Annotated in this window: 19 protein-coding genes; 15 read left to right on the top strand and 4 right to left on the bottom strand. The window is 72.8% G+C overall.

All coding sequences use genetic code 11. The features are described 5' to 3' along the window. Positions 1–2 precede the first annotated feature (2 nt). The 3 genes from D7I43_RS05970 to tkt all read right to left on the bottom strand — a co-directional run bounded on the left by D7I43_RS05970 (position 3) and on the right by tkt (position 5050). Entirely contained in the window at positions 3–1652 is a 1650-nt protein-coding gene (locus tag D7I43_RS05970; protein WP_120327366.1) for a glucose-6-phosphate isomerase, read from the bottom strand. A 67-nt stretch (positions 1653–1719) separates the two neighbouring features. Beyond that, complete coding sequence (gene tal, locus D7I43_RS05975; protein WP_120327433.1) at positions 1720–2898, bottom strand: transaldolase; 1179 nt, start codon at positions 2896–2898, stop codon at positions 1720–1722. Positions 2899–2914: 16 nt separating this feature from the next. After that, on the bottom strand, positions 2915–5050 hold the full coding sequence (gene tkt / locus D7I43_RS05980; RefSeq protein WP_120327367.1) for a transketolase: 2136 nt from the start codon (positions 5048–5050) through the stop codon (positions 2915–2917). A gap of 265 nt (positions 5051–5315) precedes the next feature. Between tkt and D7I43_RS05985 the strand changes: the two genes are divergently transcribed. From D7I43_RS05985 to D7I43_RS05995, 3 genes are all read left to right on the top strand, one after another. After that, entirely contained in the window at positions 5316–6275 is a 960-nt protein-coding gene (locus D7I43_RS05985; RefSeq protein ID WP_120327368.1) for a heme o synthase, read from the top strand. 362 nt (positions 6276–6637) lie between these two features. After that, complete coding sequence (locus D7I43_RS05990; RefSeq protein ID WP_120327369.1) at positions 6638–6967, top strand: hypothetical protein; 330 nt, start codon at positions 6638–6640, stop codon at positions 6965–6967. A 6-nt stretch (positions 6968–6973) separates the two neighbouring features. Continuing rightward, on the top strand, positions 6974–7894 hold the full coding sequence (locus D7I43_RS05995) for an ATP-grasp domain-containing protein (RefSeq protein WP_120327370.1): 921 nt from the start codon (positions 6974–6976) through the stop codon (positions 7892–7894). Positions 7895–8019: 125 nt separating this feature from the next. Here the strand turns inward: D7I43_RS05995 and D7I43_RS06000 are convergent, their stop codons facing one another. Then, positions 8020–8991: a COX15/CtaA family protein gene (locus D7I43_RS06000; RefSeq protein ID WP_192902074.1), complete on the bottom strand. Its 972-nt coding sequence runs from the start codon at positions 8989–8991 to the stop codon at positions 8020–8022. Positions 8992–9089: 98 nt separating this feature from the next. Between D7I43_RS06000 and D7I43_RS06005 the strand changes: the two genes are divergently transcribed. The 12 genes from D7I43_RS06005 (at position 9090) to D7I43_RS06055 (ending at position 21626) form a co-directional block, all read left to right on the top strand. Beyond that, positions 9090–9857, top strand: a complete 768-nt coding sequence (locus D7I43_RS06005) for a helix-turn-helix transcriptional regulator (RefSeq protein ID WP_120327372.1) — start codon at positions 9090–9092, stop codon at positions 9855–9857. Continuing rightward, positions 9854–11284, top strand: coding sequence for a Fe-S cluster assembly protein SufB (sufB, locus tag D7I43_RS06010; RefSeq protein ID WP_120327373.1), 1431 nt, complete (start codon positions 9854–9856; stop codon positions 11282–11284). The genes D7I43_RS06005 and sufB overlap by 4 nt, the downstream gene beginning before the upstream one ends. 135 nt (positions 11285–11419) lie before the next feature. After that, positions 11420–12562 (top strand): Fe-S cluster assembly protein SufD, encoded by a 1143-nt coding sequence (gene sufD / locus D7I43_RS06015; protein WP_120327374.1) that lies wholly within the window; start codon positions 11420–11422, stop codon positions 12560–12562. Next, positions 12562–12888 (top strand): non-heme iron oxygenase ferredoxin subunit, encoded by a 327-nt coding sequence (locus tag D7I43_RS06020; protein WP_120327375.1) that lies wholly within the window; start codon positions 12562–12564, stop codon positions 12886–12888. Before sufD ends, D7I43_RS06020 begins: the two co-directional genes overlap by 1 nt. After that, positions 12888–13661 (top strand): Fe-S cluster assembly ATPase SufC, encoded by a 774-nt coding sequence (sufC, locus tag D7I43_RS06025; RefSeq protein WP_120327376.1) that lies wholly within the window; start codon positions 12888–12890, stop codon positions 13659–13661. The genes D7I43_RS06020 and sufC overlap by 1 nt, the downstream gene beginning before the upstream one ends. Before the next feature lie 19 nt (positions 13662–13680). Continuing rightward, positions 13681–14985, top strand: a complete 1305-nt coding sequence (locus tag D7I43_RS06030; RefSeq protein WP_120327377.1) for a cysteine desulfurase — start codon at positions 13681–13683, stop codon at positions 14983–14985. Continuing rightward, a complete protein-coding gene (gene sufU / locus D7I43_RS06035) occupies positions 14985–15458 on the top strand; it encodes a Fe-S cluster assembly sulfur transfer protein SufU (RefSeq protein WP_120327378.1) in 474 nt (157 codons plus the stop codon). The genes D7I43_RS06030 and sufU overlap by 1 nt, the downstream gene beginning before the upstream one ends. Positions 15459–15534: 76 nt before the next feature. Beyond that, positions 15535–15909, top strand: a complete 375-nt coding sequence (locus tag D7I43_RS06040) for a metal-sulfur cluster assembly factor (RefSeq protein ID WP_120327379.1) — start codon at positions 15535–15537, stop codon at positions 15907–15909. 135 nt (positions 15910–16044) lie between these two features. Beyond that, the gene (locus D7I43_RS32455; protein WP_147427230.1) at positions 16045–16260 is read left to right on the top strand and encodes a hypothetical protein; all 216 of its coding nucleotides are present in this window, start codon (positions 16045–16047) and stop codon (positions 16258–16260) included. After that, positions 16257–16883, top strand: a complete 627-nt coding sequence (locus D7I43_RS06045; RefSeq protein WP_120327380.1) for a LysE family transporter — start codon at positions 16257–16259, stop codon at positions 16881–16883. Before D7I43_RS32455 ends, D7I43_RS06045 begins: the two co-directional genes overlap by 4 nt. A gap of 358 nt (positions 16884–17241) precedes the next feature. Beyond that, entirely contained in the window at positions 17242–20880 is a 3639-nt protein-coding gene (locus D7I43_RS06050; RefSeq protein WP_120327381.1) for a reprolysin-like metallopeptidase, read from the top strand. Between the two features lie 83 nt (positions 20881–20963). Then, on the top strand, positions 20964–21626 hold the full coding sequence (locus D7I43_RS06055) for an acVLRF1 family peptidyl-tRNA hydrolase (protein ID WP_120327382.1): 663 nt from the start codon (positions 20964–20966) through the stop codon (positions 21624–21626). The last annotated feature ends 93 nt before the right edge of the window (positions 21627–21719 follow it).

A 21719-nucleotide genomic window follows, 5' to 3' on the forward strand; every position in this document is an offset into this window, starting at 1 on the left:
CCTCACGCCCGCAGCTCACCGGCAGCATCGAGCAGCTGGGCCACGCCCGCGGACCGGTCGGTCAGGTGCAGCCGCAGCACCGGGCGGTTTCGCCCGGCCAGCGCCTGCCGGTCGCCGGCGGCCTGGGCCGCCTGAAGCTCCCCGAAGGTGTACGGCTTGCCGGGCACCGGCAGATCATCGGCCACCGCGCCGGTCAGCTGGAGGTAGCTGCCGACCTGCGGGCCGCCCTTGTGGTACTGGCCGGTGGAGTGCAGGAAGCGGGGGCCCCACCCGAAGGTGACCGGGCGGCCGGACGCCGCCGCGAGCAGCGGCCGCAGCCGGGCCGCGTCCGCGTCGGCGAACCGGTCGAGGTACGCCATCACGGCCACGTACCCGCCGTCGCCCATGCCGTCGAGCAGCCAGCGCAGCACGCCGACCAGGTCGCCGGGCGCGCCCGCCGGGGCGTACACCTCGATGGCGCCCTCGGTGAACGACGGCGTCTCCGCCGGCAGACCCGACGCCAGGATCTTGTTGGTGTTCTCCTTCGACTCGGTGACGTTCGGTTGGTTGAACGGGTCGATCCCGAGCACCACGCCGGCCACCGCGGTGGCGTACTCCCAGGCCAGGAACTGCGCGCCGAGCGGGCCGTTGACCGCCACGTCCGGGTCGCCCCCGCCGCCGGGCACCTGGCCCGCGGCCAGCGCGCCGCCATAGCTCACGGTGAGCACGTCGGGGCCCTCGACGCCGGGGCTCTGCGGCGACTCCACCACGACCGGCAGGATGCCCACGCCGGCCTTGCCGGTGGACTCGGCGATGAGCTGCTCGGCCCAGTCGCCGAGCCCGTCGATGCCGGTGCCGTCGGAGACCAGGGCGACCTTGTCCCGGCCGCCCGTGGCGGCGGCGCCGAGCGCGGCGCCCAGCGCCAGCGCCGGGTTGTCCCGGTCGGCGGCGAGCGAGGCGGCCAGCGCGTCCGCCTGGTCCAGCAGGTCGGCGACCTCCACGCCGGCCAGCGCCGACGGGACGAGCCCGAACGCGGTGAGGGCCGAGTAGCGCCCGCCCACGTTCGGGTCGGCCAGTACCGTGAACGCCCCCATGCCGGCGGCGATCTCCTCCAGCGGCGAACCCGGGTCGGTGACGATGACGAAGTGCCGGCCGGCCTCCGCCTCGGTCATCCCGGCGTCCAGGAACGCCTGCCAGTACGCCCGGCGGTGGCTGTCGGTCTCCACCGTCGTGCCGGACTTGCTGGAGACCACGACCACCGTGCGCTCCAGCCGGTCGCGCAGCGCGGCGCGCACCTGGCCGGGGTCGGTGGTGTCCAGCACGGTCAGCGGCACGCCCAGCGTGCGGGTGATCACCTCGGGGGCCAGTGACGACCCGCCCATGCCGGCGAGCACCACGTGGTCGAGGTCGCCCAGCTCCGCCTTCAGCTCGGCGAGCTGGGTGAGCAACTCCCGGCTGCGCCGGTGGGTGTCCACCCAGCCGAGGCGGATCTTCGCCTCGGCCTCCGCGTCCGGCCCCCACAGGCTCGGGTCCTTGGCGGCCAGCTTGCCGGGGACACCGGCGGCGACCAGCGCCTGACGGGTCGAGGCCGGGGCGGCCTTGTCGACCGCCTCCGCCCCGTGCACCGTGAGCCCGGCCGCCGACTCGGCGGGCGTCGACAACAGGTCGCTCACGCCCCCACCTCGCTCCGCTCGGCGGCGGCGCGAGGCTGCCACGCGCGGAGCCTGATGGTTCGCTCGCTCACGCGTTGCCTCCCGCCTGTGCCGCCGCCTGCGCGTTGCCCTGCGCCGCCCGACCCGGGGTGCCCGCGCCGTGCGCGGCCGACTCCAGCGACTTGCGGACCCCGTCGAGCAGTTCCAGCCAGCTCGCCTCGAACTTCTCCACGCCCTCGCGCTCCAGCACGGCGATCACGTCGGCCATGTCCACGCCGACGGCCTCCAGGTCGGTGAAGACCTTCCGGGCCGCGTCGTACGCGCCGGTGACCGTGTCGCCGCGCGTCTCGCCGTGGTCGGCGTACGCCTTGATGACCGACTCCGGCATCGTGTTGACCGTGCCGGGGGCGATGAGCTGCTCCACGTAGATCACGTCCCGGTAGTCCGGGTTCTTCGTCGACGTGGAGGCCCACAGCGGCCGCTGCGGGTGGGCGCCCGCGTCGGCGAGCGCCTGCCAGCGGTCGGAGGAGAAGACCTTGGCGTAGCGCTCGTACGCGAGCTGGGCGTTGGCCACGGCCGCCTTGCCGCGCAGCGCCTTCGCCTCGTCCGAGCCGATCTTCTCCAGCCGCTTGTCGACCTCGGTGTCGACCCGGGAGACGAAGAACGACGCCACCGACCCGATCTTGGACAGGTCGTGCCCGTTCGCCTTCGCCTGCTCCAGGCCGGCCAGGAACGCCTCCATCACCTGCGAGTAGCGGTCCAGCCCGAAGATCAGCGTGACGTTGACGCTGATGCCCTCGGCGAGGGTCGCCGTGATCGCCGGGATGCCGGCCTCGGTGGCCGGGATCTTGATGAAGAGGTTCGGCCGGTCGATCAGCCACCAGAGGGCCTTCGCCTCGGCGACCGTCCGCTCGGTCTCGTGCGCCAGCCGCGGGTCGACCTCGATGGAGACGCGGCCGTCGACGCCGTTGCTCTTCTCGTACGAGGGGCGCATCACGTCGCACGCCCACCGCACGTCGTACGTGGTGAGCATCCGGACCGCCTCCTCGACCTCCACCCCCCGTACGGCGAGGTCGCGCAGCTGCCAGTTGTACTCGTCGGCGTCACTCAACGCCTTCGCGAAGATCGTCGGGTTCGTGGTCACCCCGGCCACGTGCTTCTCCCGGCGCAGCTTGTCCAGCCCGCCGGACGTCAGCCGCGTCCGGGAAAGATCGTCGAGCCAGACCGCCACTCCCGCGGCGCTGAGCTCGCCCAGCCTGTCCGTCATGCCGTCCACGCTCCCCTCAGTTGCCGGTCGTGAAACCGGTGATGTCGCCGACCCGGGTCAGCGACGCGCGCGCCGCCGCCACGATGCGGTCCGGGGTGAACCCGAACTGCTCGAAGAGCACCGAATAGGGCGCGCTGGCGCCGTAGTGCTCCAGGCTGACGCTCTCGCCGCAGTCGCCGACGATGGCGCGCCACGACATCGCGATGCCCGCCTCCACGCTCACCCGTGCCTTTACCCCGCGTGGCAGCACCGACTCCCGGTACGCCTCGTCCTGCTCGGCGAACCACTCCTGGCAGGGCATCGAGACGACCCGGGTCGGGATGCCGTCGGCCTCCAGCCGCTCCCGGGCGGTGAGGCAGAGCTGCACCTCGGAGCCGGTGCCGACGAGGATCACCTGCGGCTTGCCGCCGCTCGCCTCGGCCAGCACGTACCCGCCGCGGGCCACGCCCTCCGCGCCGGCCAGCGTGCCGCGGTCCAGGGTCGGCAGCGCCTGCCGGCTGAGCGCCAGCGCCGTCGGCCGGTCGGTGTGCTCCAGGGCCGTCCGCCACGCCCACACGGTCTCGTTGGCGTCGGCCGGGCGGACCACGTCCAGGCCGGGGATGGCCCGCAGGGCGGTGAGGTGCTCCACCGGCTGGTGGGTCGGGCCGTCCTCGCCGAGGCCGATCGAGTCGTGCGTCCAGACGTAGATCACCGGCAGCTTCATGAGGGCCGCGAGGCGCACCGACGGGCGCATGTAGTCGCTGAACACCAGGAAGGTCGCCCCGTAGGGGCGGGTGCCGCCGTGCAGGGCGATGCCGTTGAGGATCGCGCCCATGGCGTGCTCGCGGATGCCGAAGTGCAGGGTGCGGCCGTACTCGTGGCCCGGGAACGCCTTGGTGGCGTGCACGGCCGGGATGAACGACGGCTCGCCCTTCATGGTGGTGTTGTTGCTCTCGGCCAGGTCGGCCGAGCCGCCCCACAGCTCGGGGAGGACGGGCGCGAGCGCGTCGAGGACCTTGCCGGACGCGGCGCGGGTGGCGATGCCCTTCGGGTCGGCCGGGAACTCCGGCAGCACGTCCGTCCAGCCCGCCGGCAGCGCCCGCTCGGCCAGCCGGTCGTGCAGCGCCTTGCGCTCCGGGTTGGCCTTCGCCCAGCTCTCGTACGCCCGCGTCCACTCCCGCTGGGCCTCCTCGCCGCGGCCCAGCACCTGGCGGGCGTGCGCGAGGACCTCCTCGTCGACGGCGAAGGTCTGCGCCGGGTCGAAGCCGAGGATCCGCTTGGTGGCGGCTACCTCGTCGGCGCCGAGGGCCGAGCCGTGGATCTTGCCGGTGTTCTGCTTGTTCGGCGCGGGCCAGCCGATGATGGTGCGCAGCGCGATGAAGGAGGGACGCCCGGTCTCCGCCTTGGCGGCCAGCAGCGCCCGGTGGAGGGCCTCGACGTCCTCGTGGTAGTCGCCCTGGTCGGCGTCGCCGCGGCGCCAGTCGACCGTCTGCACGTGCCAGCCGTACGCCTCGTAGCGGGCGGCCACGTCCTCGCTCTTGGCGATGCGGGTGTCGTCCTCGATCGAGATCTCGTTGTCGTCGTAGATCACGACGAGGTTGCCCAGCTGCTGGTGCCCGGCGAGGGCGCTGGCCTCGTGGCTGATGCCCTCCTCGATGTCGCCGTCGGAGGCGATGCACCAGATGTGGTGGTCGAAGACCGAGGCGCCCGGCTCGGCGTCCGGGTCGAACAGGCCGCGCTCGCGGCGGGCGGCCATGGCCATGCCGACCGCGTTGCCGAGGCCCTGCCCGAGCGGGCCGGTGGTGGTCTCGACGCCCGGCGTGTGCCCGTGCTCCGGGTGGCCCGGGGTCAGCGAGCCCCACTGGCGCAGGGACTTCAGGTCGTCGAGGTTGAGCGGATAGCCCGAGAGGAACAGCTGAATGTAGAGGGTCAGGCTGGAGTGCCCGGCGGAGAGCACGAAGCGGTCGCGGCCGGGCCACGTCGGGTTGGCCGGGTTGTGCCGCATCACCCGGTTGAAGAGCAGGTACGCCGCGGGCGCGAGGCTCATCGCGGTGCCCGGGTGACCGTTGCCGGATTTCTCCACGGCGTCCATGGCCAGCACACGTACGGTGTCGACGGCCCGGCGGTCGAGGTCGGACCAGTTGAGCGGAGTCTCGGGTTGGTTGGCAGCCACTGTGGTTGTGCTCCTCGGCAGATGGGCGGAACCCTCACTGGTGACCCTATCGAGCCGTCCTAAACGTCCGCCCGGGGATCACTGCATGCTCCTTCGTACTCCGATCGGAGGATCGGACGGTAGGCCGCGACGTGTGACGGCCCGCACCGTTGCCGGGTCGCCCGGGCAGCCAAAACGACAACGCGTAGTGTGTGGGTCGGTGTGTGGCCCGATGCGGGTCCGGCCGACCCAAATCTCCCGTGCCGACGCCGGAAGGTGGCAATCCGTGAGCATGATCACCGAGCGCCCCGTCAGCCAGCCCGCGGGGCAGCCGCCCGCGGCGACCGTGGCGGAGGGTTCGGTCGCGCCGCGCCGGGACGTCCGGGCGGTCGTCCGGGCGTACGTGGCGCTGACCAAGCCGCGGATCGTGGAGCTGCTGCTCGTCACCACCGTGCCGTCGATGATGCTCGCCGCGGACGGGCTCCCGTCGCTCTGGCTGGTGGCCGTCGTGCTGGTCGGCGGTTCGCTCGCCGCCGGCGCGGCCAGCGTCCTCAACTGCTACATCGACCGGGACATCGACCAGGTCATGCGGCGGACGAAGCGCCGCCCGCTGCCCGCGCACACCGTCTCGCCGCGCAGCGCCCTGATCTTCGGGCTGGTGCTCGCGGTGATCTCGGTGGCCCTGATGGCGGCGTTCACCAACCTGCTGGCCGCCGCGCTCACCCTGGCCGCCATCGCCTACTACGACCTCGTCTACACGCTCTGGCTCAAGCGGACCACGGCGGCGAACACGTTCTGGGGTGGCGCCTGCGGGGCGGCTCCGGTGCTGATCGGCTGGGCCGCGGTCACCGGCTCGCTCGCCCCGGCCGCCTGGGCCCTGTTCGCGGTGGTCTTCTTCTGGCAGATGCCGCACTTCTACCCGCTGGCGATGAAGTACAAGGACGACTACGCGCGGGCCGGCGTCCCGATGCTGCCGGTGGTCGCCTCCACCCGCCGGGTGAACGCCGAGATCCTGGTCTTCACCTGGCTCACCGTGCTGTCGTCGCTCGCGGTCTGGCCGCTGGGCATGAGCGTCGTGTACGGCGTCCCCACCCTCGTGGTGGGCGCGATGTTCGTGGTCGAGGCGCACCGGCTGGCCCGGCGGGCGGCGCGGGGCGAGGCGGTGAAGCCGATGCGGCTGTTCCACTGGTCGACCACGTACCTGACGATCGTCTTCGTCGCGGTCGCGCTGGACGCGCTGCTCTGAGGGACGGTCCGGCCGCCCGCACGGCGGGGGAGGCCCGGCGGGGCAGGTGCGGAATGGCAGCCTCGGTCGGCGGCCTGGCCGGCGACCGGCTGAGGCGGCCCGACCGGCCAGCCTCGGACGACAAATCACCATCATGGATGCTTTGTCGGTCTTTGCCCGTCATCAGGGCATCGCCACCCATGAGCCCGACCCGCTCAAGCTGTGCCGAGTGGATGGTATTTGCCGGGCCCGGTTGGCCCGATTACGCCCGGATAAATCCGGTCGAATCACCTGTGCTCTTCCTTAAACCTCCAGGTAACAGGCATCACAAAAGCTTCACGGTTCTCGCCCGCCCGGGTGGAAGTCTGCTTAGGCTTCGCGTCATGGCAGATGGTTCCGATACGACGCTGACGGCCGAGCACACCGACCAGGCCCCCAACGGCCTGGTGGCGGGGATCCGGTCGTTCGCCGCCGGTCACGGTGGTGCGAAGGCCGTCATCGAGTACGTCGGCAAGCGCGGCGCGCGCATCGTCCTCGTGGGTGAGGACGGCGTGTGGGGCGACCAGTTCGCGACCGACACGGTCGTCGCGCGGCAGGCCTGCGCCAAGGCGGGAGTCACCGTCGAGAACGCGTGGGAGCGGGAGTTGATGGACCAGATGCGGCCGAGCAACGACCTGTGGCGGTCGATGGCCCGACGCACGATGGCCCGTTGAGATAAGTTGACCAACCACCACCAGCCGACCCGGGGGGAACCCCGGGTCGCTCTCGTCACCTGTACCGAACTCGCCGACCTCGACCCGGACGACCGGCTCGTCCTGGGCCCGCTGGCCGGCCGCGGGGTCGCGGCCGAACCGGTGGTCTGGGACGACCCGGCCGCCGACTGGACGGCGTACGACCTGGCGGTGCTCCGCTCACCCTGGGACTACATGCTCCGACGCGACGAGTTCGTGTCGTGGGCGCAGCGGGTGCCGCGCCTCGCGAACCCGGCCGACGTGGTGCGCTGGAACACCGACAAGCGCTACCTCGACGAGTTGTCGGCCGCCGGCGTACCCACCGTTCCGACCTGGTGGGTCGCGCCGGGGGAGTCCTGGGCCCTCCCGGCGGACACCGGCGAGTACGTGATCAAGCCCGCGGTCAGTGCCGGCAGCCAGGACACCGGCCGGTACGACCTGGCCGACCCCGAGCACCGCCGGCTCGCCGTGGCGCACGTGCGACGCCTCTCGGACGCGGGGCGGGTCACCATGGTCCAGCCGTACCTCACCGCCGTCGACACCGTCGGCGAGACGGCGCTGCTGTTCCTGGCCGGGCCGCAGGGGCTGGCGTTCAGCCACGCCATCCGCAAGGGCCCGATGCTGAGCGGCCCCGACTTCGGCGTGGAGGGGCTCTACCGCCCCGAGGAGATCACCGCCCGCACCGCGACCGAGGAGCAGCTCGCCGTGGCGGAGAAGACCCTCGCGGCGGTGCCCGGCGGCGCGGAGCGGCTGCTGTACGCGCGGGTGGACCTGATCCCGGGCCCGGACGGCCGGCCGGTCCTGGTCGAGCTGGAGCTGACCGAGCCCTCGCTGTTCCTCGGCCATGCCGCCGGCGCCCCGGAACGCCTCGCCGAGGCGATCCTCACCCACCTGGCCCGCCACCGCTGAGCCCCGCCTTCGCAGCTCCCGCCGATCATGCGGTCGTGGTGGTGGGCAAGGGCGCGAACGCCGACACGTCGGGCGCCACCACGGCATGACCGACCCGGCCGGGCCGGGGTGGAGGAGCGGGTGGGTCAGGCGGGGGTCGGCACGCTCGGCACGGCGTCGCGCTCGGGCGCGGGGGCCGTCGTGGCGCCGACGGGGAGGCGTTCCCGCGTCGACCACTGGACGTGCAGGGTGGCCAGCAGGACCAGGCAGGAGCCCAGCATGTGCGCGCCCACGAGCACCGCGGGCAGGTGGGTGAAGTACTGCACGAAGCCGATCAGGCCCTGGCCGAGTTCGACGGCGACGAGCAGCAGCGCGGCGCGGGCGGCCCGGCCCGCGCCGACCGCGCGGAACGCGAAGACCATCGCCACCGAGAGGCCGAGCAGCAGGAACACGCTGTCGGCGTGCACCTGCGAGATCGACTCCGGGTCCAAGCCGTTGCGGGCCGCGCCCTGGTCACCGGCGTGCGGGCCGCTGCCGGTCACCCAGGTGCCGATGACCAGCACCGCCACGCTCACCGCGGTCGTGAGCCGGGCCAGCGCCCGCAGCGGCGCGGGCACCGCGGTCACCGCCGGGCCGTCCGGTTCCGCCGTGCGCCGCCAGAGGGCGTACGCGGCGGCGATCACCGCCATCGAGGCGAGGAAGTGCAGCCCGACCACCCACGGGTTCAGGTTGGTCAGCACGGTGAGCCCGCCGACCACCGCCTGGGCCGGGATGCCGAAGAACACCGCCACGGCGAGCGGCAGCACGCCGCGCCGGCGGGGCCGGTGGGCCAGCACCGCCAGCAGGGTCGCGAACGCGATGATGCCCACCGCGAAGGTGAGCGTCCGGTTGCCGAACTCGATCACCCCGTGCACGCCCATCTCGTCGGTGGGGACGTACGAATCGTCGGTGCACCGCGGCCAGGTGGGGCAGCCCAGTCCGGAGGCGGTGAGTCGCACGGCCCCGCCGGTCACCACGATCCCGACGTTCGCGATGATCGAGGCGAGCGCGAGCCGGCGCAGGAGCGTGGCGGAGACCGGAAACCGGACGGATCGCTTCACGGAGGGAATCCTACGCACCGTAGTGGTTCCCCTAACGGGTGACTCCTGTCCCCGGTGTCGGGGATCACCGGGACCCGGGTTTGCGGGCCCGTGGGCATTTACGTAACGTTGGCGTTGTGAAAAAGGCGGCGGGGGTCTCCGGGCACCGGCCGGCGACCGCTCCGGTCGCCGGTCAGCCGGCGTCCGCCCGCGGCGAGGCCGACCTCTCGACCCGCGACCGGGTGACCCGGCTGCTGCTGGAGCGGGGGGCGACCACCGCCGCGCAGCTCGGCTCGGCGCTCGGTCTCAGCCCGGCCGCGATCCGCCGGCACCTCGACGCGATGCTCGCCGACGGTGACGTGGTCGCCCGGGAGCAGACGGTCCGCGGTCACCGGGGCCGGGGCCGCCCCGCGAAGGTCTTCGTGCTGACCGACGCCGCCCGGGTCCGCTGCGGCACCCACCACTACGACAACATGGCCACCGCCGCGCTGCGCTGGATCGCCCGCAACGGGGGTTCGGAGGCGGTGGAGGCGTTCGCCGCCGAGCAGGTCTCCGCCCTGGAGGCCCGCTGCCGGGCGGCCATGGAGGACGCGGGCGACGACCCGCTCGCCCGCGCGGAGGCGCTCGCCGGAGCGCTCACCGCCGAGGGCTACGCTGCCAACGCGTCCACGATCGCCTCCGGCGGTCAGCTCTGCCAGCACCACTGCCCGGTGGCGCACGTGGCCGCCGAGTTTCCCCAGCTGTGCGAGGCCGAGACCGAGGTGATCTCCCGCCTGGTCGGCACCCACGTGCAGCGCCTGGCCACCATCGCGCACGGCGACGGGGTGTGCACCACGCACATCCCCGCCCAGCCGGGGCGTGCCCAGTCCGGAAAGACCGTCACCACTGTGAGGACAGATAGATGACCGAGCAGATCGTCCAGCCCCTGACCCAGGAGGAGCAGCTCGCCGCCCTGGGCCGCTACGAGTACGGCTGGGCCGACCCGGACGTCGCCGGGGCCTCCGCCCAGCGTGGCCTCAACGAGGCGGTGGTGCGGGACATCTCGGCGAAGAAGAACGAGCCGGCCTGGATGCTCGACCTGCGCCTGAAGGGCCTGCGGCTGTTCGAGCGCAAGCCGATGCCGGCCTGGGGCGCCGACCTCACCGGGATCGACTTCGACAACATCAAGTACTTCGTCCGCTCCACCGAGAAGCAGGCCACCAGCTGGGAGGACCTGCCCGAGGACATCAAGAACACCTACGACAAGCTGGGCATCCCCGAGGCGGAGAAGCAGCGGCTGATCGCCGGTGTCGCGGCCCAGTACGAGTCCGAGGTGGTCTACCACAAGATCCGCGAGGACCTCGAGGAGCAGGGCGTCGTCTTCCTCGACACGGACACGGCCCTCAAGGAGCACGAGGACCTGTTCAAGGAGTACTTCGGCACGGTGATCCCGGTGGGCGACAACAAGTTCGCCGCGCTGAACACCTCCGTGTGGTCCGGTGGCTCGTTCATCTACGTGCCGAAGGGCGTGCACGTGGAGATCCCGCTGCAGGCCTACTTCCGGATCAACACGGAGAACATGGGGCAGTTCGAGCGGACGCTGATCATCGTCGACGAGGGCGCGTACGTGCACTACGTCGAGGGCTGCACCGCGCCCATCTACTCCTCGGACTCGCTGCACAGCGCCGTCGTGGAGATCATCGTCAAGAAGAACGCCCGGTGCCGCTACACGACCATCCAGAACTGGTCGAACAACGTGTACAACCTGGTGACCAAGCGCGCCGTCTGCCACGAGGGCGCGACCATGGAGTGGATCGACGGCAACATCGGCTCCAAGGTCACCATGAAGTACCCGGCGGTCTACATGACCGGCGAGCACGCCAAGGGCGAGGTGCTCTCGGTGGCCATGGCCGGCGAGGGCCAGCACCAGGACGCGGGCGCGAAGATGGTGCACGCCGCGCCGCACACCTCCTCGACCATCGTGTCGAAGTCGATCGCCCGGGGCGGCGGCCGCACCTCGTACCGGGGCCTGGTGCAGGTGCTGGAGGGCTCGCACCACAGCAAGAGCACGGTCAAGTGCGACGCGCTGCTGGTCGACACCATCTCCCGCTCGGACACCTACCCCTACGTCGACATCCGCGAGGACGACGTGGCGATGGGGCACGAGGCGACCGTCTCCAAGGTCAGCGAGGACCAGCTCTTCTACCTGATGAGCCGGGGCCTCAGCGAGGACGAGGCGATGGCGATGATCGTGCGCGGCTTCATCGAGCCGATCGCCAAGGAGCTCCCGATGGAGTACGCGCTGGAGCTCAACCGTCTGATCGAGCTCCAGATGGAGGGCGCGGTCGGCTGACCCCGACCCGAGCCGTGACCAGCCCCGACCCGCTTGCGGGTCGCGTGAACGCTGACCTGTCCGGCCGGGCCGCGCGAACACCGACCGACCCTCCCGTCAATGACACCGCCGTCGCAGAACGAGACCAAGGAAGAGATGACTACCCAGGCTTCCGCGCCGCCGACCACCAAGTCGCAGGCGCTCCGCTCGTACGACGTCGCCGACTTCCCGGCCCTCACGGGCATGGAGGAGGAGTGGCGCTTCACCCCGCTCAAGCGGCTGCGCGGGCTGGTCGGCGGTGCGCAACCCGCCACCGGCGCCGTCCGGCACGAGCACGGTGACCTGCCCGACGGCGTCACGGTCGGCCGGATCCCGACGGACGACCCGCGGGTGGGCAGCGTGCTCACCCCGTTCGACCGGATCAGCGCTCTCGCGTACGGCGGCACGGCGGACGCGCTGCTGGTCCAGGTGGCGCGGGAGGCGGTCGTCGCCGAGCCGGTGACCGTGCGGGTGGTCGGCGGAGGCGTCGACGGGCTGGCCTTCGGGCACACGTTCGTCGAGGTGGGCCGGTTCGCGGAGGTGACCCTCGTGCTGGAGCACGTCGGTTCCGCGACGCTGGCCGACAACGTCGAGGTGGCGGTGGCCGAGGGGGCGAAGCTGACGCTGGTCACGGTGGCCGACTGGGCCGAGGACGCCGTGCAGGCGCAGCACCTCAAGGTGCGGCTCGGCCGCGACGCCAAGGTGACCCACGTCCAGGTGAGCCTCGGCGGCGACCTGGTCCGGCAGTACACGAGCGTCGAGTACACCGACCGGGGCGGCGAGGCCGAGCTGTACGGCGTCTACTTCGCCGACTCCGGCCAGCACCTGGAGCACCGGCAGCTCGTCGACCACGCGGTCCCGGACTGCCGCAGCTACGTCGGCTACCGGGGCGCCCTGCAGGGCGAGAGCGCGCACACCGTCTGGGTGGGTGACGTGCTGATCCGCGCCGAGGCCACCGGCACCGACACGTACGAGATCAACCGGAACCTGCTGCTGACCGACGGCGCGCGGGCGGACTCCGTACCGAACCTGGAGATCGAGACCGGCGAGATCGCCGGCGCCGGCCACGCCAGCGCGACCGGCCGCTTCGACGACGAGCAGCTGTTCTACCTGATGGCCCGGGGCATCCCGGAGGCCGAGGCGCGCCGGCTCGTGGTGCGGGGCTTCTTCGCCGAGCTGATCAACAAGATCCCGGTGGAGGAGCTGCGGGACCGGCTCGGCGCCGCCATCGAGGACCGGCTCGCCAAGGCGGGTGCCTGATGATCCGCGTCTGCTCCACCGAGGACGTGCCGAAGGGCACCGCCATCAGCGCGGACGTCGACGGCACCGAGATCGCCGTGGTGCACGGCGAGGACGGCAACTTCTACGCCGTCCACGACGAGTGCTCCCACGCGGCGGTCGCCCTCTCCGAGGGTGAGGTCGAGGGCTGCACGCTGGAGTGCTGGCTGCACGGCTCCCGTTTCGACCTGCGCACCGGCGAGCCCACCGGGCTGCCCGCCACCGAACCCGTTCCCGTCTACCCCGTCGAAGTCCGCGACGGCGACATCTACGTCAGCCTCACGCCGAGCAATGGAGTGACCCGATAATGAGCACCCTGGAGATCCGCGACCTGAAGGTGTCGGTCAAGCTGCCCGAGGGTGAGCTCAAGCCGATCCTGGCCGGTGTCGACCTGACCGTGAAGTCGGGCGAGACGCACGCCATCATGGGCCCCAACGGCTCCGGCAAGTCCACCCTGGCGTACTCGATCGCCGGCCACCCCAAGTACGAGATCACCGGCGGCACGGTGACCCTCGACGGCGAGGACGTGCTCGCCATGTCCGTCGACGAGCGTGCCCGCGCCGGCCTCTTCCTGGCCATGCAGTACCCGGTCGAGGTGCCCGGCGTGTCGGTGGCCAACTTCCTGCGGACGGCCAAGACCGCCATCGACGGCGAGGCGCCGAAGCTGCGCACGTGGGGCGCGGAGCTGCGCGGGGCCATGGAGCGGCTGCAGATGGACCCGGCCTTCGCCCAGCGCAACGTCAACGAGGGCTTCTCCGGCGGTGAGAAGAAGCGGCACGAGATCGTGCAGCTCGAACTGCTCAAGCCGAAGATGGCGATCCTCGACGAGACCGACTCCGGCCTCGACGTGGACGCGCTGCGCGTGGTCAGCGAGGGCGTCAACCGGGTCCGCGACACCGGTGACACCGGCCTGCTGCTGATCACCCACTACACCCGGATCCTGCGCTACATCAAGCCGGACTTCGTGCACGTCTTCGTGGCCGGCCGTATCGTCGAGCAGGGTGGCCCGGAGCTGGCCGAGAAGCTCGAGGAAGAGGGCTACGAGCGGTACGTGGCCGGGGCCGGGTCGGCGCGGGCCTGAGGCGACAGGAGCGCCGGGGATGACCACCATCGAGATCCCACCGGGGATGCCGCAGTACGGCGACGTGCCGCGATACGACGTGGCCGCGGTGCGCGCCGACTTCCCGATCCTGGACCGGGAGGTCAACGGGCACCGGCTGGTCTATCTCGACAGCGCCAACACCTCCCACAAGCCGCGTCAGGTGCTCGACGTGCTCGCCGAGCACTACGCGCGGCACAACGCGAACGTGTCCCGGTCGGTGCACACGCTGGGCACGGAGGCCACCGAGGCGTACGAGGGGGCGCGGGCCAAGGTCGCGGCGTTCATCAACGCGCCGAGCCCGGACGAGGTGGTGTTCACCAAGAACTCCACCGAGGCGATCAACATCGTGGCGTACGCGTTCTCCAACGCCTCGCTGCGTCCGGACGCCGACCCCCGGTTCCGCCTCGGCCCCGGCGACGAGGTGGTGATCTCCGAGATGGAGCACCACTCGAACATCGTCCCGTGGCAGCTGCTCTGCGAGCGCACCGGCGCGACCCTGCGCTGGTTCCCGGTCACCGACTCCGGGCGGCTGGACGAGTCGGGCCTGGACGACCTGGTCACCGAGCGGACGAAGATCGTCTCGCTGGTGCACATGTCGAACATCCTGGGCACGGTCAACGCCACGGCGCGGATCACCGAGCGGGTCCGCCAGGTGGGCGCGCTGCTGCTGCTGGACTGCTCGCAGTCGGTGCCGCACCTGCCCATGGACGTGGTCGACTACGACGCCGACTTCATCGTCTTCACCGGGCACAAGATGTGCGGTCCCACCGGCATCGGCGTGCTGTGGGGGAGGGCCGAGCTGCTGGCGGCCATGCCGCCCGTGTTCGGCGGCGGCTCGATGATCGAGACGGTCCAGATGTCCGGCTCCACGTACGCCGCGCCGCCGGCCCGGTTCGAGGCGGGCACCCCGCCGATCGCCGAGGCGGTGGCGCTCGGCGCCGCCGTGGACTACCTCAGCGGCATCGGCATGCGGGCCATCCAGTGGCACGAGAAGGAGCTGACGGCGTACGCGCTGGACGCCCTCGCCACGGTGCCCGGCCTGCGGATCTTCGGCCCGACCGTGCCCGTGGGTCGGGGCGGGACGATCTCGTTCGCCCTCGGCGACGTGCACCCGCACGACGTGGGCCAGGTGCTCGACTCGCTCGGCGTGCAGGTGCGGGTGGGTCACCACTGCGCCCGCCCGGTCTGCACCCGGTTCGGCGTCCCGGCGACCACGCGGGCCTCGTTCTACCTCTACACCACCACCGAGGAGATCGACGCTCTGGTGGCGGGCCTGGAGCAGGTGCGAAAGGTGTTCGGCTGATGCAGCTCGACCAGCTCTACCAGGAGATCATCCTGGACCACTACAAGCACCCGCACGGGCGCGGGCTGCGCGACGCCGCCGACCCCGCGGCGCGCACCGCGGAGGCGCACCACGTGAACCCGACCTGCGGTGACGAGGTCACCGTGCGGGTGGCGACGGACGGCACGGTGCTCACCGACATCTCGTACGACGGCATGGGCTGCTCGATCAGCCAGGCGTCGGCGAGCGTGCTGCACGAGCTGCTCAACGGCCGGGGCGCCGGGGAAGCGTTCGCGGTGCACGAGGCGTTCGTCGAGTTGATGTCCGGACGTGGCCAGGTCACGCCGGACGAGGACGTGCTCGGTGACGGGGTGGCGTTCGCGGGCGTGGCCCGCTACCCCGCCCGGGTGAAGTGCGCGCTGCTGCCGTGGATGGCGTTCAAGGACGCCGCGGCACGCGCCGGGGTGGGCGTGAGCCCGGAGGTGAAGGCATGAGCGAGCGTCAGCGAGCGAATCATCAGCACAGGGCGCGGGTGCCTCATGCCGGCGCCGAGCGGAGCGAGGTGACGGCATGAGCGACGAATCCACCACCACTGCCGCGACGCCGGCGACGGGCGGCGGCAAGGCCGCCCTCGCCGACATCGAGGAGGCGATGAAGGACGTCGTCGACCCGGAGCTGGGCATCAACGTGGTCGACCTCGGCCTCGTGTACGGCATGCACGTCGACGACGAGAACGTGGTCACCCTCGACATGACGCTCACGTCGGCGGCCTGCCCGCTGACCGACGTCATCGAGGACCAGGCGCGGCAGGCGCTGACCACCGGTCCCGGGGGCGGCCTCGTCAACGACGTCCGGATCAACTGGGTGTGGCTGCCGCCGTGGGGGCCCGACAAGATCACTGACGAGGGGCGCGAGCAGCTCCGCTCGCTCGGCTTCAACGTCTGACCCGGCCCTCGGGCCACACCGTCGAGCGCGACGTCCGCGACGGGCGTCGCGCTCGACGCGTCCGTGCCTGGGTCGCGTCGCGCGTGCGCGGTGCGGGGTGATCGCGCACGAACCAGGAAACAGTGGCCTCCGGACGTGCCCGAGACCACTGTTTCCACGATCGAGCACGATCGAGCGGGTCGTGCCGACCCGGCGACACGGATATCGGTGGCGCGCGCGAGCCGGGTGGCGCAGGATGACCGCGTGATCGAGACGTACCCGATGAAGCCCGTCCCTGTCGCCGCGGCCACCGCCGCGCGCCGACAGCGTCGCGGTTCCGGTGGCGTCCCGATCCGCCGCCGACCGTCGTGACCGGGGCGTTCCTCGCCGGCCTGGTCGCCGGCTACGGCGTCGCGATCCCCGTCGGGGCGATCGCCGTGCTGATCCTGGGACTGAGCGCCCGCACCTCGTTCCGGGTGGGCGCCGCCGCGGCGCTCGGGGTGGCCACGGCCGACGGCCTGTACGCGGCGGTGGCCGCGCTCGGCGGCGCCGCGCTGGCCGCCGTGATCGCGCCGGTCGCCGGGCCGATGCGGCTCGTGGCCGCGGTGGTCCTCCTGGCGATCGCCGCCCACACGGCCTGGCGGGCGCTGCGCCCGCGTCCCGGGGCCGCCACGAACGGCGGCGGCAGGGGCCTGGAGAGCCCGGCGCGGGCGTTCAGCGGGGTGCTGGCGTTGACCCTGCTGAACCCGGCGACCGTGGTCTACTTCGCCGCGCTGGTGCTGGGCCGGGGTGACACCGCCGATCCGGACGCGTGGGCGGCGGGAGCCTTCGTGGCCGGTGCGTTCATCGCCTCGGCGAGCTGGCAGCTGCTGATCGCCGGCGGCGGCACCCTGGTCGGCCGGGTGCTCACCGGGGCGCACGGGCGGCTGGTGACCGCGCTGGCGTCCAGCGCCATCATCGCCGCCCTGGCGGTCGCCACCCTGCTGGCCCGCTGACCAGCCGCGCCCGCTGACCAGCGCCCCGCTGACCAGCGCGCCCGCCGACGAGCGCCCTGCTGACCGGACGCCCGCTGACCGGCGCTCGGGATCGGCACGCACGCCATCGCGCGCCGACGCGTACACCGTCCACCGCAGACCGTCCGAACCGGACCGGCACTGGCTGTCCGGCTGATGTCGTGGGTCCGCCGTCCGCCTAGGGTCACGAGCAGTCAGTGGATCACTCGCGTACGCTCCGTCAACCCGGACCGCGCGGAGGACTCCAGCCACTCCTCACCCGACAGGAGACGACGTGAGGCTCACCCTGATACGTCGACCACGACACGGGTCACCCGCCGGCCGGCCGAAACGTGGACGGATGGCCACCCTGCTCGTCGCCGCGCTCGCGGCGGCGACACTGCCGGTGCTGGCGCCCACCCCGGCCGCCGCCGCCCCGGCCCCCGACAGTCCGTGGCAGAAGGTGGACGGCACACCGGCGCCGACCAAGGCCGGCCGCAAGGCCACGGTGGACGCCGAGCGGCTCGCCGCGTACACCCTCGACCGCGACGCCCTGCGCGGCGCCCTGGAGCGGGTGCCCCAGGAACGCGCCCGCTCGGCGCGCCAGCAGCGGCAGGTGGTGTCGCTCCCCGCGCCGGACGGCAGCTTCCAGCGCTTCGAGCTGGTGGAGTCGCCGGTCATGGAGGCCGGCCTCGCGGCCGCCCACCCCGAGATCACGACGTACGCGGGCAAGGGCCTCGACGACCCGACCGCCACCATCCGGGCGGACCTCACCCCGCTGGGTTTCCACGCCTCGGTCCGGTCCACCTCCGGCGCCTGGTACATCGACCCCTACTACCACCTCGACCAGAGCCTGTACGCGAGCTACTTCGCCCGTGACCTCCGGAACCCGCACGGTGCCCTGATCGAGCGGGAGGACGTCGCCGCGGCGGCGCGTGCCCTGGAGGACGAGGTCGGCGCGGCGCCGGCGGAGGTGCCGGTCGGGCCGCGGGTGCTGCTGCGCACCTACCGGGTCGCGCTGGTGACCGACCCGTCGTACGCCGCCTTCTTCGGCGCCGAGAACGTGACCGCCGCCAAGGTGACCCTCATGAACCGGGTGACGCAGATCTACGAGGACGAGACCGCGATCCGGCTCGTGCTCGTCAACGCCACCGACCGGACGAACCTGAACACCCCGGCGCTGGCCACCGAGCCGAACGGCCCGTGCGGGGCGGCCGCCTGCTTCACGCCGGCGCAGCTCAGCTCCTGCGGTGGCGGCACGCTGAGCCGGAACCGGATCGTCCTCGGTCAGCTCGTGGGGGCGAGCAACTACGACGTGGGCCACATCGGTCTCGGCGTCAACGGTGGCGGCGTCGCGAGCCTCGGCGTCGTCGGCGGCAACGGCAAGGCGCAGGGCTGCACGGGCCTGCCGACACCGGTCGGGGACTACTACGCGGTCGACTACGTGGCACACGAGATCGGCCACCAGTTCGCCGGCAACCACACCTTCAACGGCACGCAGTACAACTGCTCGGGCGGCAACCGCAGCGCCGCGAACTCGTACGAGCCGGGCAGCGGGTCGTCCATCATGGCGTACGCCGGGATCTGCCAGCAGGACAACATCCAGCCGCACAGCGACCCGTACTGGTCGCACCGCAGCTACACCGAGATCACCAACTACGTCACCTCGACCCGGCCGGCGATCAACGAGGTGCAGACCGTGTCGCTGCGGGACTTCGACACCGACGGTGACTCGTTCACCGTCAGCGTCGGCGGCGTCGAGTCGGCCCCCGTCGTGCGGGGCGTCAACTACACGACGGCCGGCATCAAGGCGGCCATCGAGTCGGCCGCGGGTTGGCCCGCCGGCGCGACCGTCACGGTCGCCGCCTTCGGTGGCAGCGGGACACTGAACGACACCGGCTTCCAGGTCACCTTCGGCGGCACGCTGGCCGGCACCAACGTGGACCAGCTCGCGCTGTCCACCGTCTCCGGCGCCTCCGGTTTCGTCGGCGAGACGGCGAAGGGCGGCGCCATCGACAACGGCGGCTTCCTCGTCGAGGAGACCGGCAACCACGCGCCGGTGGTCACCGTGCCGGACACCGTCACCATCCCGGTGCGCACACCGTTCGCGCTGACCGGCAGCGCCACCGACGCCGACGGCGACGCGGTCACGTACCTTTGGGAGCAGAACGACCGGGGCGCCGCGGCCGGCACCGCGCTGGTGAACAACACCAAGACGAACGGGCCGCTGTTCCGCGTGTTCGGCCAGGCGGCGTACGTGTCGCCGGAGGACACCCTGAAGTACCACTCCCCGGGCCAGAACGCGGTCACCACGAACCCGACCCGGGTGTTCCCGGACCTGGGGCAGATCGCGGCCGGCAACACGAACGCGAAGACGGGCGCCTGCCCGGCCGCGCCGGCGCCGCCGCCCACCGGCGGCGCGTCCAACGTGCCGGCGGAGCTGGTCGACTGCTACTCCGAGTTCCTGCCCACCCGGGACTGGGTCGGCCTGAACAACGACCGCACCCTGCACTTCAAGCTCACCGCCCGGGACGGGCGGCTCGGCGGCGGTGGCGTCGGCAGTGCGGACGTGGCGGTCGTGCTGGCCCCGGACGCCGGGCCGTTCCTGGTCACCTCGCAGGGCGACGGCGCCGTGCTCGACGGCGGCTCGACCCAGACCGTGACCTGGGACGTGGCGGGCACGGACGTGGCACCGGTGAACGCCCGCCAGGTGCGGATCTCGCTCTCCGTCGACGGCGGCGCGACCTTCCCGCACGTGCTGGCCGACGCCGTACCCAACACGGGCAGCGCCTCGGTGACCCTGCCGAACGTGGCGACGGACCGGGCGCGGATCAGGATCGAGGCGGTCGGCAACGTGTTCTTCGACCTCAACGACGCCGACCTCACGATCCGGGCCGTCCCCGAGGTGTCCCACGACGCCCCGACGGGCGGCGTGGCCGTCCAGTACAGTGACGCGCTCGCGCCGACGGTCACGGTCACCGCGAGCGACGCGGACACCGCGGGTGCGGCGTTGACCGCGTCCGCCGTGGGCCTGCCGGCCGGCCTGTCCCTCGCCGTGGCGGCGACCTCCGGCGCGGACACCCGCCCGGGTACGCGGAGCTGGACCGTCGCGGGCGCCACCACGGCGGCCCCCGGCGACTATCCGGTCACCGTCACGGTCTCCGACGGCACGGGGCTGGCCGCGAGCACGTCCTTCACGGTCCGCGTCGGCGCCGAGGACGCGGCCGTGAGCTGGGCCGGTGACACCCTCGTCACCACCGCGGCCGGCGGCAGGTCCGGCACCGCCCTGCTGCGGGCGGTGGTGCGGGACGGCTCGGTGCTGCCCGGCGCGTCCGACACCACCACGGGCGACGTGCGGCGTGCGACCGTGACGTTCACCGAGGGCGGCGTGCCGCTGTGCACGGGCGTGGTGGACCTGCTCGGCTCTCCCGCCGGCAGCGGCTCCGCCTCCTGCGAGGCCACCCTGCCGACGGGCACGCACACCGTCACCGCCACGGTCGGCGGCCACTACACCGGTGCGACCAGCGCGCAGGTGCGGGTCGCCCCCTCCGACGGGGCGTTCCTCACCGGTGACGGCACGCTGGACGCGGGCCGGTCCGCGGGGCTCTTCCCGGTCACGCCGGGCTCCCGGGTGACGGTCGACCTGGTCGCGAAGCCGGCGAAGGCCGGCCGGAGCCCGACCGGCTCGGCGACCGTCGACTTCCGGTCGGCGGGCCGCGACTACCAGATCCGCGGCACCGCCGTCGAGGGCCTCGGCCTGAGCCGCGCCGGCGACCTGGCGCAGGTGCGGTACCGGGCGAGCCTGCACGACAGCGACGGCAGGCTGGTGGCCGGCGGGCTGACGCTCACGGCGACGGTGACCGACCGGGGCAGCCCCGGCCGCGACGACACCGTCGGCGTCACGCTCTGGCGGGGCGGTGAACTGCTCTTCTCGTCCGACTGGAGCGGCGCCGGCACCGCCGAGGCGCGGCTGGTCGGGGGCAACCTCACCGTCCACTGACCGCCGACGACGCGGGAGGGCGCCCGGGCGTCCTCCCGCGTCCCGCGGCGCCGGGCCGGCCCCCGGTGCCGTACCGTCGGGCCATGAACAGCCGACCCGCTGCCGGTGGCGGTCGGTGGGTCGAGGTCGACCCGGCCCGCGTGGCCCGCTGGGTGGCGGGCTTCACCGACCGGCACGGCCCGCCGAGCGTCAGCATCCAGGCGTACGGGCTGCTGCTGACCGCCCCCGACGGCGCGACCGCCGAACTGCACGCCCCGCCCGGCGCGCCGCCGACCGACGACGTGCCCGCGTTCGTGGCCGAGGCCACCGCGCCACGCCGGATCGGCCTGCTGCTCGCCCGCAAGGGCGCGGTGGCGGTCGGGGTCGCCGAGGGCGCCGACCTCGTCGTGTCGAAGGTGGACACCCGTTACGTGCAGGGGCGTACGGCCGCCGGCGGCTGGTCCCAGCAGCGCTTCGCCCGCCGGCGCGACAACCAGGCGAAGGCGGCGCTGGGCGACGCGGCCGACCTGGCCGTACGCCTGCTGCTGCCGGAGGCGGGCTCGCTGGCCGCCCTGGTCGTCGGCGGTGACCGGCGGGCCGTCGACACCGTGCTCGCCGACCGGCGGCTCGCGTCGCTGGCGGCGCTGCGTGCCGACCGGCTCCTCGACGTGCCCGAGCCACGGCACGCCGTGCTCGTCGACGCGGTCGCGGCGGCCCGGGCGGTCCGGATCCTGGTCCGCGACCCCGACCGGGACGCCCGCGCCTGACCGACCGCCCCCGGGTGTGGCGGCCACCACCGCGGAATCGAGCGCGATCGTGGCGCGGACGTGGCCGGGCCCCCGGCGGCGGAGCCGGGGGCC

It is taken from the genome of Micromonospora globbae (genome assembly GCF_003610785.1).
GTDB lineage: Bacteria > Actinomycetota > Actinomycetes > Mycobacteriales > Micromonosporaceae > Micromonospora > Micromonospora globbae.

Coding starts and splice junctions, on each gene's coding strand:
- tal (WP_120327433.1), bottom strand. CDS start 2,898: ATGACGGACAGGCTGGGCGAGCTCAGCGCCGCGGGAGTGGCGGTCTGG.
- D7I43_RS05990 (WP_120327369.1), top strand. CDS start 6,638: ATGGCAGATGGTTCCGATACGACGCTGACGGCCGAGCACACCGACCAG.
- sufB (WP_120327373.1), top strand. CDS start 9,854: ATGACCGAGCAGATCGTCCAGCCCCTGACCCAGGAGGAGCAGCTCGCC.
- sufD (WP_120327374.1), top strand. CDS start 11,420: ATGACTACCCAGGCTTCCGCGCCGCCGACCACCAAGTCGCAGGCGCTC.
- D7I43_RS06020 (WP_120327375.1), top strand. CDS start 12,562: ATGATCCGCGTCTGCTCCACCGAGGACGTGCCGAAGGGCACCGCCATC.
- sufC (WP_120327376.1), top strand. CDS start 12,888: ATGAGCACCCTGGAGATCCGCGACCTGAAGGTGTCGGTCAAGCTGCCC.
- D7I43_RS06030 (WP_120327377.1), top strand. CDS start 13,681: ATGACCACCATCGAGATCCCACCGGGGATGCCGCAGTACGGCGACGTG.
- sufU (WP_120327378.1), top strand. CDS start 14,985: ATGCAGCTCGACCAGCTCTACCAGGAGATCATCCTGGACCACTACAAG.
- D7I43_RS06040 (WP_120327379.1), top strand. CDS start 15,535: ATGAGCGACGAATCCACCACCACTGCCGCGACGCCGGCGACGGGCGGC.
- D7I43_RS06050 (WP_120327381.1), top strand. CDS start 17,242: ATGGCCACCCTGCTCGTCGCCGCGCTCGCGGCGGCGACACTGCCGGTG.
- D7I43_RS06055 (WP_120327382.1), top strand. CDS start 20,964: ATGAACAGCCGACCCGCTGCCGGTGGCGGTCGGTGGGTCGAGGTCGAC.